This is a genomic window from Mycobacterium sp. 48b, assembly GCF_048282725.1.
GTDB lineage: Bacteria > Actinomycetota > Actinomycetes > Mycobacteriales > Mycobacteriaceae > Mycobacterium.
Window position 1 is genome coordinate 1,014,948 of record NZ_JBLVUL010000001.1, and the last position, 13,598, is coordinate 1,028,545.

The 13,598-nt window shown below is 66.9% G+C and carries 8 protein-coding genes and 2 pseudogenes; 9 read left to right on the forward strand and 1 reads right to left on the reverse strand.

Going from position 1 to position 13,598, the window contains the following annotated elements; genetic code table 11:
- Positions 1–432: 432 nt before the first annotated feature.
- The 9 genes and pseudogenes from ACNQR1_RS04745 to ACNQR1_RS04785 all read left to right on the forward strand — a co-directional run.
- Positions 433–1,134 (forward strand): annotated as a pseudogene (locus ACNQR1_RS04745) (glycerophosphodiester phosphodiesterase); the annotation flags it as partial.
- A gap of 525 nt (positions 1,135–1,659) precedes the next feature.
- Positions 1,660–2,160, forward strand: a pseudogene (locus ACNQR1_RS04750) (alpha/beta hydrolase); the annotation flags it as partial.
- A 3,258-nt stretch (positions 2,161–5,418) separates the two neighbouring features.
- On the forward strand, positions 5,419–7,971 hold the full coding sequence (locus ACNQR1_RS04755) for a toxin glutamine deamidase domain-containing protein (RefSeq protein ID WP_418050275.1): 2,553 nt from the start codon (positions 5,419–5,421) through the stop codon (positions 7,969–7,971).
- Positions 7,968–8,225, forward strand: coding sequence for a ubiD family decarboxylase (locus ACNQR1_RS04760; RefSeq protein WP_418044474.1), 258 nt, complete (start codon positions 7,968–7,970; stop codon positions 8,223–8,225). Before ACNQR1_RS04755 ends, ACNQR1_RS04760 begins: the two co-directional genes overlap by 4 nt.
- A gap of 2 nt (positions 8,226–8,227) precedes the next feature.
- Complete coding sequence (locus ACNQR1_RS04765; protein WP_418044475.1) at positions 8,228–8,464, forward strand: hypothetical protein; 237 nt, start codon at positions 8,228–8,230, stop codon at positions 8,462–8,464.
- A 6-nt stretch (positions 8,465–8,470) separates the two neighbouring features.
- Entirely contained in the window at positions 8,471–10,012 is a 1,542-nt protein-coding gene (locus ACNQR1_RS04770) for a hypothetical protein (protein WP_418044476.1), read from the forward strand.
- Between the two features lie 117 nt (positions 10,013–10,129).
- Complete coding sequence (locus tag ACNQR1_RS04775) at positions 10,130–11,071, forward strand: hypothetical protein (RefSeq protein WP_418044477.1); 942 nt, start codon at positions 10,130–10,132, stop codon at positions 11,069–11,071.
- 2 nt (positions 11,072–11,073) lie between these two features.
- Complete coding sequence (locus tag ACNQR1_RS04780; protein WP_418044478.1) at positions 11,074–11,526, forward strand: YbaB/EbfC family nucleoid-associated protein; 453 nt, start codon at positions 11,074–11,076, stop codon at positions 11,524–11,526.
- Positions 11,523–11,819, forward strand: a complete 297-nt coding sequence (locus tag ACNQR1_RS04785) for a hypothetical protein (RefSeq protein WP_418044479.1) — start codon at positions 11,523–11,525, stop codon at positions 11,817–11,819. The genes ACNQR1_RS04780 and ACNQR1_RS04785 overlap by 4 nt, the downstream gene beginning before the upstream one ends.
- 4 nt (positions 11,820–11,823) lie before the next feature.
- Here the strand turns inward: ACNQR1_RS04785 and ACNQR1_RS04790 are convergent, their stop codons facing one another.
- On the reverse strand, positions 11,824–13,581 hold the full coding sequence (locus tag ACNQR1_RS04790) for a hypothetical protein (RefSeq protein WP_418044480.1): 1,758 nt from the start codon (positions 13,579–13,581) through the stop codon (positions 11,824–11,826).
- Between the last annotated feature and the right edge of the window lie 17 nt (positions 13,582–13,598).

A 13,598-nucleotide genomic window follows, 5' to 3' on the forward strand; every position in this document is an offset into this window, starting at 1 on the left:
GAACGTGCCTTCCTGGAACGCATCGACCGGCTCGACCTCGCGGTACGGCAGGCCGACGCCGACGCGGCGCGGGCCGGCCTCGATCCCCCGCTGGTGCTTGCCCTGGACACCTCGGCCTTCAACGGCAGTGGCCACGCCGTCATCAGCTTCGGCGCCGATCCGTACCACGCCTCAAGCGTGACCTGGCAGACCGCACGCGGATCGATCGAGCAGCTGGGCACCGTGACCGTCCGTGCTCTCGACGGGCTGCACACCTCCGGAGCGCAGGACTCGGCCGCCATTGCCTGGATCGGTGACAGCGGGGCACTGTACCGGGACCTCACCGCATTCCACGCAACCCGCCGAACATTGGGAGAGCCAGGACCGTTCACCGGTAATCAGGTTGTCACCCAGGCGGACTCGCGGACTCCGGCGGAGCGGGCCGGAACGCAGGTGGTCGCCCACCGGGGCGCTTCCCACGACTTCCCGGAGCAGACCCGGGCCGCGTACACCGAAGCCTTGCGGCAGGGGGCCGACGCGCTCGAATGCGATGTCCGGCTCACCAAAGACGGTGAGTTGGTGCTGATCCACGACAAGACCGTGGACCGCACGTCGAACGGCACCGGCCGGGTCGGCGACATGACGCTGGCCGAGCTGCAGGCGCTCGACTTCGACGGTCACGGCATTCTGACCCTCGACGAGTTCATCCAGCTCGCCCAGGATGCGGACCGGCCGGTGACGTTGTTCATCGAAACCAAACATCCTGCGCAGCAAGGTTTGAAGATCGAGCGCGAGGTGGTCGCCGCGCTGGAACGGCACGGGCTGACGAATCCGGGGTCGGACCAGTTGGTGAAGGCGGCGGTGATCTCGTTCTACCCGGACGCGTTGGTTCGGGTTCGCATGGCCGCCCCGGACGTCCCCACCGTACTGCTGGGCCCGTCGGCCCGGTACCTGGCCGGCATCGTGGGTGCCACAGCCATCGGCCCGTCCATCGAAACGCTGCGCAACAATCCCGAACTCGTCGGGGCGGCCGCCGCGCGAGGACTGGCCACCTACTGCTGGACGGTCAACAACGAGGCCGACGTGCAGTTCGCCCGGGACCTCGGTGTGGACTGGGTCGCCACCGACCATCCGGGCCGAACCGGGAGCATGCTCGGAGATGCACCCACGCGATCGTCCACCGAGCATGAAAGTTCGGTGACTGCGCCGGAAACCGCCCTCAGCGAGACGGTTCGGCAGGTGGCCGACGATGCCTTGGCGCGGCGGATTCCGCCGGTGCGGCCCGACGAACTTCGCAACCCGATGGGGCCGGCCGAGGAGGCGTCGGCGCGGGCGGCCAACAATGCCCGCTGGTGGTCCGGCCTGACCGACGAGCAACGCAGCGCCGTCATAGAGACATACCCGCAGCACATCGGCAACGCCGAAGGGATCAGCGCTGCCGACCGCGACCGCGCGAACCGCAATGTCCTGCAACAGATGCGGGAACAGGCGGATGCCGTCCAGTCGAAGGCGGATCGGGGGGAACGGCTGAGCGGTGCGGAGAAGAAGTTCCTCCGCCGGATGGACAAACTCGATCTCGCGTTGCGCAAGGCAGACGTCGACGCCGCACAGGCCGGGGTGGACGGACCGATGCTGCTGGCCTTTGATACGACAGAATTCGGCGGCGACGGACGGGCTGTACTCAGCTACGGCGCGGACCCTTACACCGCGGACTCGGTGTCCTGGCACGTGCCGGGTGTCGGTACCACGGTGGACTCGCTGCTCGGCTTCAACACCACCTCCGCACTCCATCACCTGCAGGCCGTGCAGCAGGAGAACCCGGGATTGTCGGCGGCGTCGATCGCGTGGGTCGGCTACGACGCCCCCAGCGGTTGGAGCACCTTGCGGGCCGCCGGGCACGGCATGGCCCGCACCGGCGGTGACATCCTCTACAGCGACATCACGTCATTCAACGCCGCCCGCGACACACTCGCCGGCGACGGCAGCCACTTCACCGGCAACCACGTCTTCGGCTACTCCTACGGTTCGACCACCACCGGATATGCCGGTCAGAACGGGAGATTGGCCGGGCAGGTCCGGACCGTGTCCCTGGTCGGCTCACCCGGGGCGGGCCCGGTGCGTACCGCCGGCGAGTTCGGCATCGGCGCAGACAACGTGTTCGTCGCCTCCTCATCGCGAGATGTCGTCACCGCGTTGGGCGGGCGTACCTCCGGCTCCAACGGCCGGATCCTCGGAATCGGCCTCGGCACTGACCCGGCGATGGATTCCTTTGGCGCCGTGCGGGTCACCGCCGAGCCGCCGTCGGGCATGAACCGCCTGCTCACGGGCGGCACCCACCACACGTACTTCCTGAACACGGAAGCGACGACGAATCTCGGGCGCGTCGCCGCCGGGCCCACCGATGCCGTCACCACCGAGCAGCACCGCACCGAGATGGGACGCAGCCGCCGGCAGCCATTGCTGCGCACCGTCGAACCCGCCGGAGATCGAGTGGGGGGCCGACGATTCTGGAACGCGCTGTGGCGCCGGCCGCCCAACTGCGCCGTCACGGTCGCCGACGAGTTGTCGACGCTGTTCGGCCGCACGTTCGGCCTGGACGCCACCCCGTCGCGGCGCGGTGTGCCGGCGCGGGCACTGTTCCAGGCCGTCGGATCCGATGCAACGTTCGCGACCTACGACGAGGTCGAGGCCAGACTGCTGGGTGACCCGTCGCTTCGGGTGGCCGTGCTGACGTCGCAGTGGGCCGGTGGACGGCAGGGGGGTCACGCCTATCTGGCCGTAAAGGTCGACGGTCAGGTGCAGCTGTACGACCCGCACACCCGGAAGTACTCGCCGTGGCCCCCGCACTGGGGTCAGCACGCGGTGACCCAGACCGCTGTCGGCTATCTACAGACCAACGGCGACCCGGTCGGGCCGATGACCACCGATGTGCCGCTACAGCTCGACGCGGCCGATGCGGTCGGCAATGTGCAAGGCCCCCAGACTGATCCGGACTTCACCCGGCGACAGGCCGAGTATCGCGCGCAGGATCGCGCCACGCGGCTGGTGGACACCCGCTATGCCGAGCCGCTGGGTGACGTGGTCGACAACGTCTCTGACCACGCCAGGGTTCGCCGGCTCGCCGAGGACCTGTCCGGCGTGTACGGGCCTTACCGCATCGAATTCAGCGCGGTGAACCTGCCGCGCGAGGTCATGCTGACCGGCGACATCTTCGACGGCGACGTCAAGATCGGGAAGGTCCAGCGGTCGTTCGACAGGGACAGCGCCGGCAACCTCGTCGCGTATCACAGCGGCTTCGTCATCGATGAGAAGTTGCCCGACGGCACGCCGTTGCGCGGCAGGGGATTCTCGAAGGCGGTGACCTCCGAGCTCGAACGCTTCTACGTGCACTCCGGTTTCGACCGGATCGAGCTGACCACTCACGACAAGGGCGCCTTCGCCTGGGCCCGACGGGGTTATGCCTGGGATCCGGGTACTCGCCAACTGCAGGAGTCGTTGGACCGGGTGAAGATGTCGGCCGCGTCGCTGCGCGAGTCCGTCGGCGACGAGGCCAAGGCGCTCCTGGATCAGGTTGTGCAACAGCTGAATCCAGCCAACCCGCGGTTGCCCGAACCCATCGACCTGGCCAACCTGACCACCGCCGCCGAACCTGATCTGGGCAGGCGCCTGCTGGACGGTACCGGGGCGGTGCCGGGCCGTAACGGCGTGCACTACGCCAAGTATCTGGACTCCACACCCGTCGCTCCGACGCGCACCGGCCTGAAAGGCTGGCTGCAGAACCTGTTCGGGCGTGACTCGACTGCGAGTACAGGCAGCGACAACTGCGCCTACGGGGTGGCCGGCGAGCTGTCGACGCTCTACGGCAGGCCCTTCGATCTGTCCGTCGCACCGTCGAGTACGGGGGTGCCTGCCTGGGCGCTGTTCGAGGCGGCGCAGTCCCGCTCCCAGTTCGCGACCTATGCCGACATCGAGGCCGAACTGCTGGGCAGGCCCGCCGGGTCCTCGGCAATCGTGGTGTCGCGCTGGGCGTCCGGTGGCGGCCGTCAGGGTGGCCACGCCTACCTCGCGGTCACCGACGGCCGGCAGGTGCGGCTCTTCGATCCACGCACCGGCAAGTACTCGCCGTGGCCACCGCACTGGGGCGAGGCCGCGGTAGACCGCACCGCCGTCGGATACCTCGACGAGAACGGTGAGCCAGTCCACCCGATCGGCGATGAGCCCGTACAGGTTTCACTGCGTGCCGCCGACAGCGTCGGCGATGTCAAAGGTCTGCCGGACGCCGACGGCTTCCTGACCAGACAACAGGACTACCGGGCGCAAGACCCCACCTCCCGCCGGGTCGACACCACCTACCTCGAACCACTCGGGCATATCGTCGACAACCTCGATACCGGACAGGTGCAGCAACTGGCCGCGGATCTGTCGGGTGTGTACGGCCCGTACCGCGTCGAGATGTTCCGCGCGATAGCCGACGAGCGGTCCGGTGAAGTCATCGTCGGTGGCGCGATCCTCAACGGTGATGAGGAAATCGGGTTCATGCAGGTGACCTTCGTCCGCGACGGGGACGGCAATCTGGTCGCTCATCAGAACGTGATCGAGATTCCCGACGAAGACTTCCGCGGCAAGGGTTTCTCGAAGGGGTTACGTACGCAGCTGGAGCGCTACTACGCGATCTCCGGAGTCGACCGGGTCGAGCTGCGTACCGAGCAGGACGGTGGCTACGCCTGGGCCCGTCAAGGTTTCAGCTGGAACCCCGATCCGGCGAAGTTGCAGGCGTCGCTCGACAGCGTCAGGAACGCAGCACTGCAACTGCGCGATCAGGTCAGTCCGGAGGTGCGTGCGGTTCTCGATGACCTTGTGCAGCGCCTTGATCCACGCCGCCCGGACCTCCCCGAGCCCTTCGATGTGGCAGCCCTCGCCACTGATCAGGAACCGCAGCTGGGCCGCGACCTGTTGACCGGAACCCGCTGGAGCGGGGTCAGGTACCTCGATGCCGCCGATGCGATCGGCGATGTCCGAGGTCATCCGGGGGACAGCGATTACCCGGCGAGGCAACAGGAGTATCGCGGTCAGGATCCCGCCGCCCGTCAGGTGGACAGTCGGTATGCCGAACCTGTCGGCGATGTCGTCGACAACGCAGCGGATCAGCAACGGGTACACCAGATGGCTCAGGATCTCTCCGGGGTGTACGGGCCGTTCCGGGTCGAGCTGCAGCGGGTGCCGGACGAGGCCACGGGGATCGCCGGCTACATCCTGAGCGACGGCAAGCGCATCGGAACCATCTACTGGTCGTATCACCGTGACGCCGCGGGCAATCTGGTCGCCTTCCACGGGATGATCGAGATCACCAGTGCGTCCCATCGCGGAAAGGGATTCTCCAAGGCCCTGGCCAAACAGTTGGAGCCCTATTATGTGCACTCGGGCGTCGACCGGATCGAGATGGAAGCCGCCTGGGACGGCGCGTACGCCTGGGCCAGTTGGGGTTTCGGCTGGGCGCCGGACGCAGCCAAACTGCAGGATTCACTGAACAGCATCAAAAGCTCCGCCCAGAAGCTACGGGCACAGGTCGGCCCCGAGGCGCAGTACGTTCTCGACGAGGTTGTCCACCGGCTCGAACCCGACCACCCACGCCTGCCAGAGCCCATCGACCTGGCCCGCCTGACCGCTCCCGGCCATCCCGACCTGGGCCAAAGGCTGCTCACCAACACCAACTGGCACGCCGTCAGGTACGTCGACTCCGATGCCGGCTATGCGATCGGTGACGTCCAAGGCCTCCTTGCCACCGCCGAGGCGCAGAACCCCGTGCAGAACTGCGCACACGATGTAACCGACCGGCTGTCGGAGCGGTACGGCCGCGATTACCGGGTGGACGTCGTACCCACCCGCACCGGCGTACCGGCCCGGGCACTGTACGAAGCTGTCGGATCCACGGCACGATTTGCCGACTACGACGACGTGGCCCAGACGCTTCGGCGGCTGGGTGACGGCTCGTCGGCTGTGGTGACGTCGCGCTGGCGGGGCGGACGCAGCGGCGGGCATGCGTACCTGGCGGTCAATGACGGCGATGAGATCTACCTGATCGATCGGGAGACGGGCGAGCGGTCGGGATGGCCGCCGCACTGGGGTCAGGCGGCCGTCGATCGCACCGCGGTCGGCTATCTCGACGCCAATGGCGACGCAGTGAACCCGCTGCACGACGTGCCGTTGCGACTGGGTGCCGCCGACTCCGTCGGCGATGTGTCGGGCGGCCCGGAGGATTCTGCGGTGTCGCTCGGCGACGTGGTCGACAGCCCCGATCCGCAGCGCCTGCAACAGCTTGCCGAGCGTCTGTCAGGAACGTATGGGCTCTACCGCGTCGAGTTCCGGGCCACGGCATCGCCTGACACCGGCGAGGTCTTCCTCTCGGGGACGATCCTGCACGGCAACACCGAGATCGGGTCCGTCGACCGGGTGTTCTCCCGCGACCAGGACGGCAACCTCGTGGTCGAGAACGCGCTGATGGCCCTCGACGGAGAACACCGAGGCAAAGGGTTCTCCAAGGCACTGTCGGACGGACTGGAGCGCCACTACGTGCGGTCCGGGGTCCACCGGATCGAACTGACCTCCGAGGGGCAGGGCAGCAACGCCTGGGCACGTCGCGGGTTCACCTGGGGCAGTGATCTCGAGAACCTGCAAGGCGCTCTGTATCAGATCAAGATGCGGGCCGAGGACATGTACGACGGGCTCAGCGCCGAAGGCCAGGCGGTGCTCGACGAGATGATGCCGCAATTGGAAGTCGACAACCCCCGACTGCCCGAGCCCATCGCCATCGCGATCCTGGAGACCGACGCTGAACCGGATCTCGGACGTCGGCTGCTGGACAACACCTCCATCGACTTCGTCAAGCATCTGCCGATCGCCGGGGCGGATCCGCTCAGCCTGCTCGGCCTTCCCGACCACGCATCCGGCTCCCTGTCGGAGGCACAGGCGATCGGGGCGTTCAGCGACGGCGAAGCGCGGATGCGCGAGCTGAACGCCCGGCTCGTCGAGGCGGGCGTCGGCGCCGAGGAACGTGCCCGGCAGCTATCGGAACTGCGGAACTCGTTGCGCACCTGGGCCTATCAGCTCATGAGCAACCAGGACGCCGCAGAGTTCCTGTCGCGCAACACAACCAACCCGACATTCGAGGAGCTGGTCGCGCGCAATGCGGAACGCGGATTGACCGGGGACGCGATCTTCGAGGCGATCGTCGACACCTCGATCCACAGCCGCCTGGCCCCGGGCAGTCTTTCCGACATCGAGACCGGTGCGGTGTATTCGCAGTTCGAACTCGGGCTGCGGGCGCTCAACGAGCAGATGGTCCGCGACGGCGTCAGCGCGGAGGACCGCGCCAGGACCCTGGCGGGCCTGCGCAGCTCGCTGCGGGCGTGGACCCGGGAGCTGATGGAGAACCGCCCGGCCGCCGACTGGCTGTCGGCGAACGAGAGCAATCCGTCGTTCGAGGATCTGGTCGCCAGGTACGAACGCAAAGGGCTGTCGGGCGACGCGGTCTACGAAGCCATCATCGACGGCGCCACGCACAGTCACTACTCTGCCGGGACCCTGTCCGACGAGGACACCCGCACCGTCTACACCACGTACGAGCTGCGGATGCGGGAGCTGCGGGACCAGCTGTTGCGCGACGGTGTCAGCGCCGAGGAACGGGCGAGGACGATGTACGGGATGCGAGCGACCATCCGCACCTGGACCCGCTCCCTGATGGCGGACCGCGCGATGGCGGAATGGCTGAACGAAAACGAACCGAACCCGACGTTCGATCAGCTGGTCGAGCGGAACCGCGCCAAGGGGCGCGTCGGCGACGAGATCTATGAAGCCATCGTTGCCAGCTCCACCCGCAGCCGTGGCAGTGTGAACGCAGGTCTCGGCATCGATCCGGACAATCCGCCCGATCTGCCGCCCATGAGGGGGCCCGACGACGACCGTCCGCAGGATCAGGAAGAGGACAGCACATGACCAGCCAGAAGCCCACGCCGCTGCGCTATGACCAGACCGGCCTGCGCGGAAAGCGCGCGCGGGTGCTGGTCGAGGAGCCCACCGACGAGATCGACTGGCCGGCGAACCTCCCGGCCGGGATCAAGAACGTGATCATCGTCGACGATGCACCGAATCCGCACCACACGCTGCGGGTGCACCCGACCGATGACCCGGAACGGGTGGCGTTGGTGGTTTTCGACCAGTTGGCGCTGTACGAGGGTGACGAGGAGTAGGCATGGACCCGCGACGCATCGAGCTCAACCGAAGGCACAGCCGGGAGATGGGTGCGCTGTTCAACCAGTTCTTGGAGATTCATCCGGATGTCGAGTCCGAGGTGCACGGCACTCAGATGACGTCCGAGCAGGACGCGGCCTGGACCGCATTCAGCGCCGAGCTGCTGGCGCGCCAACAAGCCGAACGCTCGGCGCTGGCCGACGAAATCGAAGCCGAACAGCAGAAGCTGGGAAGGTAGGGGGCAATGGAAGCGGCACAGGCAATCTCGTTGGTCACGGACTGGATCCGGACCCGAGGGCTCGACTACCCGACCGACGGTCTGGCGGCCGATCGGTTCGACAAGGGCTGGAGCGTGTACGCACCGGTCGACATCGACGACAGCGATCCGATGGCGTTCCTCGACATCCCGGTCGGCCGGTCGATCTTCCTGGTCGGGGATTCCGGGCGCATCGAAGAGGTGTCGTCGTCGATCCCGCCGCAACAGGCCCGCGACCAGTTCAGCGCACAGGAACCCGCGACCCGGCCCAGCGGTGCGGCCTCCTCGAACGGTGCCGCCTCTGACGAGTCGGCCTTCATGGCCGAGTTCGAGCGCCAGTTCCGACTGGCCGCAGCCGACGATCCCGCCGCGATCGCCGACTTCACGATCGTCGACGAGCCGCCCGCGCCGGCGGCCGGCGCCGCGCCGACCAGTTCAGACACCGCGACGGCCGAGGAGGCGTCCCGCCTCATCGACTCGATCGTGCAGCAGCTGGCTCAGCTCGGCCCGGAAGGCTGGGAGGAATTCTCCGCGACGTTCGCCTTCACCGTCACCTCCCAGATCGCCCAGCTGCAGTTCTGGGCACAGGACCGCACCGGCCTGGTCCCGGTGCCCCAGTCGATCGCCGACCTGGTGCGCCGACAACGCGAGGTCTCGGCCCGCATGAGTGCCGGACCGTGGTGGCGACTGCTGTTGAACGTCACCAACACCGGTCAGGCGACCGTCGACTACGACTATGGCGACGAGCCGTTCCCGGACGACCAGATCGTTGCGGCCGAGCACTACCGCAACGACCTCGACGCCTATCCGCGTAGGCAGGTGCCGGTGTGGCTGGCCGGCTACACCGCCGGGATCGATGCGCAGGGGCGCGACGCGGCTCGGGCCGCGGCCGCGGCCGCCGCCGACAAGGATGCCGGACGCGAAGGCGTCGTCACCGACCAGATCCCGCCGCTTCCCGACCTGCTGGCCCGCTGGGCGGTGATCTCGGCTGCCTACGAGGGAACCGGATCGGGTTGGGGCCCGCGTATCTATCCCGGCTATGCCTGGTTCGAGAGTGATGTTCGCAGCGGGTCGACGCTGTTCCTGCTGCCCGGTGACCGTGCGGTGCTCTCCGGGGGCAAATGGAACTCCGAACTGCTGGAGGCCGCCTACAACGGTGGTGGTCCGCTGCCCGATCTCTACGGGGGAGCGCCTGCGTGGGTCAATGACTCGGTGCTGAACACCCGAAATCGCAACGGGCTGCTCAGTTTTTGCTTCTGGTGGTCGAACGGTCAGTGGTATCGCGGCAGCACCGACACATCCGATGAACTCGACGTGCCGTTCCCGGCCATCTGGACCCCGGAGGAGACAGTGGCCGATATGGTGACCCAGACCGGAGTAGCGACGGTGCAAGCGTGCCAGGCCTTGTTGGAGACAGCCACCGAGCGCACCGCCACGGTGGACGACGTCGCAGCGATTTTCGGTGACCGTCCCGACGCGCAGGTCTATGCCGCGGCCAACCAGCTGAGCTTGGCGGGTCTTCTGACCTAGAACTGGCGGGTAGCTGAACTCTCGGCGAACAAGGCCGTCAGAAATGGCGGAGTGCGGTAGCGCGCAATAGCGTTGAATCTCAATGCTGCACGGAACTTTTCGCCGACGGGGGATCGCGTGACCCTGCAGATTCCCGGCCCTTTACAGTGGGTGTCCTACCTCGTCGGATCGCAATGGCCGAAGGGCGACGAAGACGCCATGTACCGCATCGGCGGTGAATGGGGTGATCGCGCCGAACAATTGAGAGATCTGATACCCGAACTGAACCGGATGCGGGCCAGCACGAGTTCGGTCCTGCAGGGCGTCACGGCCGGCGCCGCGGACAAGCAGTTTGCGATGTTGTTCGACGGCGACGCCACGGTCGACAAACTCGCCGATGCGATGGCGGCGCTCGGGACGCTCGCCGAAAGCACCGGCAAAAACATCGAATACACCAAGCTCCAGATCTTGACCTCGCTGGCGATCGCGGCATTCGAGATCTCCTGGGCACTGGCTCAGACGTCAGTGACCTTCGGCGCATCGGCAGCCCAGATTCCGCTCATCGAGACGACGACGTCCGCCGCGATCCAGCGGATGGTGGCGGTGCTGCTCAAAGACGTCATGACCGATCTGGGCAAGGCGATGACGAAGACGACCGTGCACCGCATCATCAAGAAGGCCGGCGTCGAGGCCGCCGAAGCCCTGGGACAAGAAGTGTTCATTCAAGGGGTACAGCAGTCCAACGGGCATCAGACCGGCGTCGACTGGAACCGGCTCGGGGTCGTCGCACTGGCCAATACCGTGGGCGGCGCGACCCAGGGCACCGTCAGCATCTACGGCCAGCGCGCACTGGGCAATTCGGCACTGAAAGGTGCTGCCGTCGGTTACGTCGCCGGCATGTCGAAGAAGGTGACAGGCGCACTGGCCACCGGTCAGCCCATCGACCCCGTCTCAGTCCTCGGATCGGTGCCCACTGCCGTCACCGGAGGCGTGCGGGGTAGAGCCGCGGCGCGCAGCACCAAGGCTTCGACGCCCGATGGCGGCGGCGCATCGGCGGCCGCTGGGGGAGACGGGGACTAGGCATGGACAGCGATGCGGCACGGCACGAACTCATCAATGCGCTTGCGCTCGTACAGGAACAGTTCGCCGAGCTCGCCGAGGTCGAGAAGGCGCGGGCGGCGTTGTCCGCCACAGTCACTCGCGCCGACGGGACCGTGGCGGTCACCGTCGACTCCGACGGTGTGGTGATCCGGACCGCGGTCGGCAAATCCTATCTGGATGAACATGAGCTGGCCGATCTGGGAGGGCACATCACCGTCGCGGCCCAGGAAGCCGCCCGCGACGTCGAGCGCAAGATCGCGGAACTCCTTGCGCCGCTGGCGCGACGGCGCGAGGAGATGCCCTCGCTGTCCGACATCGTCGACGGCGCCCCCGACATCCGAGATCTGTTGTCGCCCCATACGCCGGTGCGGGTGCCGCATGGCGACGGCGAGGAAGAACCGGACGACTACCCCACCGTGAGGAGTGTGCGATGACCGTGCCGCTGGGTGTCACCCCTGCCGAGTTGCGGGGCACCGCGCAATACCTCGCCTTTGTCAGCAACGACATGAAAGCCGTGCACTCGGCTCTGATGCAGTTCCTCGGCGGTGAGGGTGAGGCCTGGGGGCACGACAAGATCGGCAACAGGTTCGCCAGCGGCGACAAAGGCTATAAGGCGCAGCTGGATTGGGTCGACGGGTCGATCACCGCCAAGACCAACCTGCTCGACTACTACGCCGAGGGCCTGCGGGTCACCGCCGACGCTCTGGAACAACAAGACAAGCCCTGAGGCTTCACTCCGAGCGTTCCTGCGTGAACTGCGGTGTACGGGCCGGGCGCGCCGGACCGGGCTGGACTGCCGAGCTGGGCTGCCAGGTACCGTCCCGCTGCGGGATACGGCGACGGAACTCGGACTGCTCGGCGGGCGCGTTCTCGGGCTGCTCCGCCTCCTCGTTCGCCCCGACCACCGGAACCGACGCGTCCGCGTCGCCGATGACGTCCTTGCCGTTCTTCTTGCGGCGCAGTGCCTTGTTGACCTGGTGGCCCTTGCCGTTCTGATCGCCGCGCTGGCCGGCAGCCGGAGCACCCGCACCGGGGCTGCCCGCGCCCGCGCCCAGGCCCGCCGCGGCGGCCGGGGCGGTGACCTTTGCCGCAGTGGTCGCGGGTGCCGTGGTCGGAAGACCACTTGGCATACCGCGCAGGGGAACTCCGCCACCGGCCCCGCCTGCGCCCTTGCCCGCACCCGCACCGCCGAGCCCCTGTGGCCCGAGGCCGAGGACGCCCTCCGGCGGACCTTGCATTCCCTGCCCCAACGGGTTCTGCCCCGCGGCGTTCTTGGCGGCGTCCATCGCCTGGCCCAACGCATCCTTGGCGGCGTTGGTGGCCGAGTCGATCGCGGACTTGACCGGATCGGTCAGGCTGTCCAAGGCATCCTTGGTGGGATCGGTCGTGGAATCGTTCTGGTCCGTGGGCTTCTGGTCGATCGGCTTGTACTTGTCGAGGTCGGTCGGCTTGTCGGTCTTCAACTTGTCCAAGGCGGACTGGTCGAAGGGCTTGATGCCGCTGCCGCCACCGGGCTTGAAGGGGCTGGTGCCACCGGGCCCGCCAGGGCCGGAGGGATCGCCGCCCGGGCCACCCGGAGCGGTCGGATCCCCGTACTTCATGTTCGGCGGGGTCGGCAGGTTGGGGAAATTCTTCGTGACCGCCCCGACGGTCGGGTTGTAGATGTTCTGAAACAGCTGAACCGCCTTCTGATAGGCGTCGATGGAGCGGTTGATCTCGTCCAGCTGTTTGAGCGCGTCGGCCGCGGTCACGTAACCGTCATCGTTGTTGCGCAGGTAGCCACTGCCGTCGATGTGGTACTTGGAATTGAAATCGGCGATCTTCGCGTCGAGCTTCGCCTTGTCGAAATCACCTTTTTCGATCAACTGGTCGTTGGCGTAGGTCGGGAACTGGTCCCGAAGACTGGTGAACGCATCGTGGAGCACGGTCAGTCTGTCGGCGATCGCGTCGGAAGCCAGGGTGAAGTCGTAGATCGAGGTCTTGGTCACCTGTTTGGAGGCCGCTTCGGCGGCCGCGGCGCTCTCACCGGACCACTTTCCCTCGATCGTCTTGTTGACGGTCTCCTTGAAATCCTTGGAGGTCGTCTTCAGTGTCTCGCCGTGTTCCGTCCAGTCCTTGCCCAGCTGTTCGATCTTGCCGGGATTGAGCGAGTCCCTCTCCTTGCGCATGAAGATGAAGGACTTGCCCTCCCAGTTCAGGGACTCGGGACCGGAGAGTTTGTCCTGCACCTCCAGGTACGTGCTGTTGTCCGATATCAATCCGGGGACTTCGCCGAGCAGCGCGCTGTTCGGCTTGTACTCGGCGACCTTGTTCTCGTCCTGCAGATCTGAGTCCAACTGGACGAACTTGCCGTCCTCGCCGATCAGCGCAGCGCGTTTGGGGTAGTTGGAGTTGGTGACGAAGGCGTTGTCATAGACGGCGCCACTTTTGCCCTCTTCGTTGGTGCTCGTGCCCATCGTGGCGCCGAGGTAGTTACCGAAGCCGCTCATGGTGTTCTACGCCGTCC

What these genes read in the sequence shown, in the direction of transcription:
- ACNQR1_RS04755 (WP_418050275.1), top strand. Translation starts at nt 5,419, where the DNA reads ATGGAAGCCGCCTGGGACGGCGCGTACGCCTGGGCCAGTTGGGGTTTC.
- ACNQR1_RS04760 (WP_418044474.1), top strand. Translation starts at nt 7,968, where the DNA reads ATGACCAGCCAGAAGCCCACGCCGCTGCGCTATGACCAGACCGGCCTG.
- ACNQR1_RS04765 (WP_418044475.1), top strand. Translation starts at nt 8,228, where the DNA reads ATGGACCCGCGACGCATCGAGCTCAACCGAAGGCACAGCCGGGAGATG.
- ACNQR1_RS04770 (WP_418044476.1), top strand. Translation starts at nt 8,471, where the DNA reads ATGGAAGCGGCACAGGCAATCTCGTTGGTCACGGACTGGATCCGGACC.
- ACNQR1_RS04780 (WP_418044478.1), top strand. Translation starts at nt 11,074, where the DNA reads ATGGACAGCGATGCGGCACGGCACGAACTCATCAATGCGCTTGCGCTC.
- ACNQR1_RS04785 (WP_418044479.1), top strand. Translation starts at nt 11,523, where the DNA reads ATGACCGTGCCGCTGGGTGTCACCCCTGCCGAGTTGCGGGGCACCGCG.
- ACNQR1_RS04790 (WP_418044480.1), bottom strand. Translation starts at nt 13,581, where the DNA reads ATGAGCGGCTTCGGTAACTACCTCGGCGCCACGATGGGCACGAGCACC.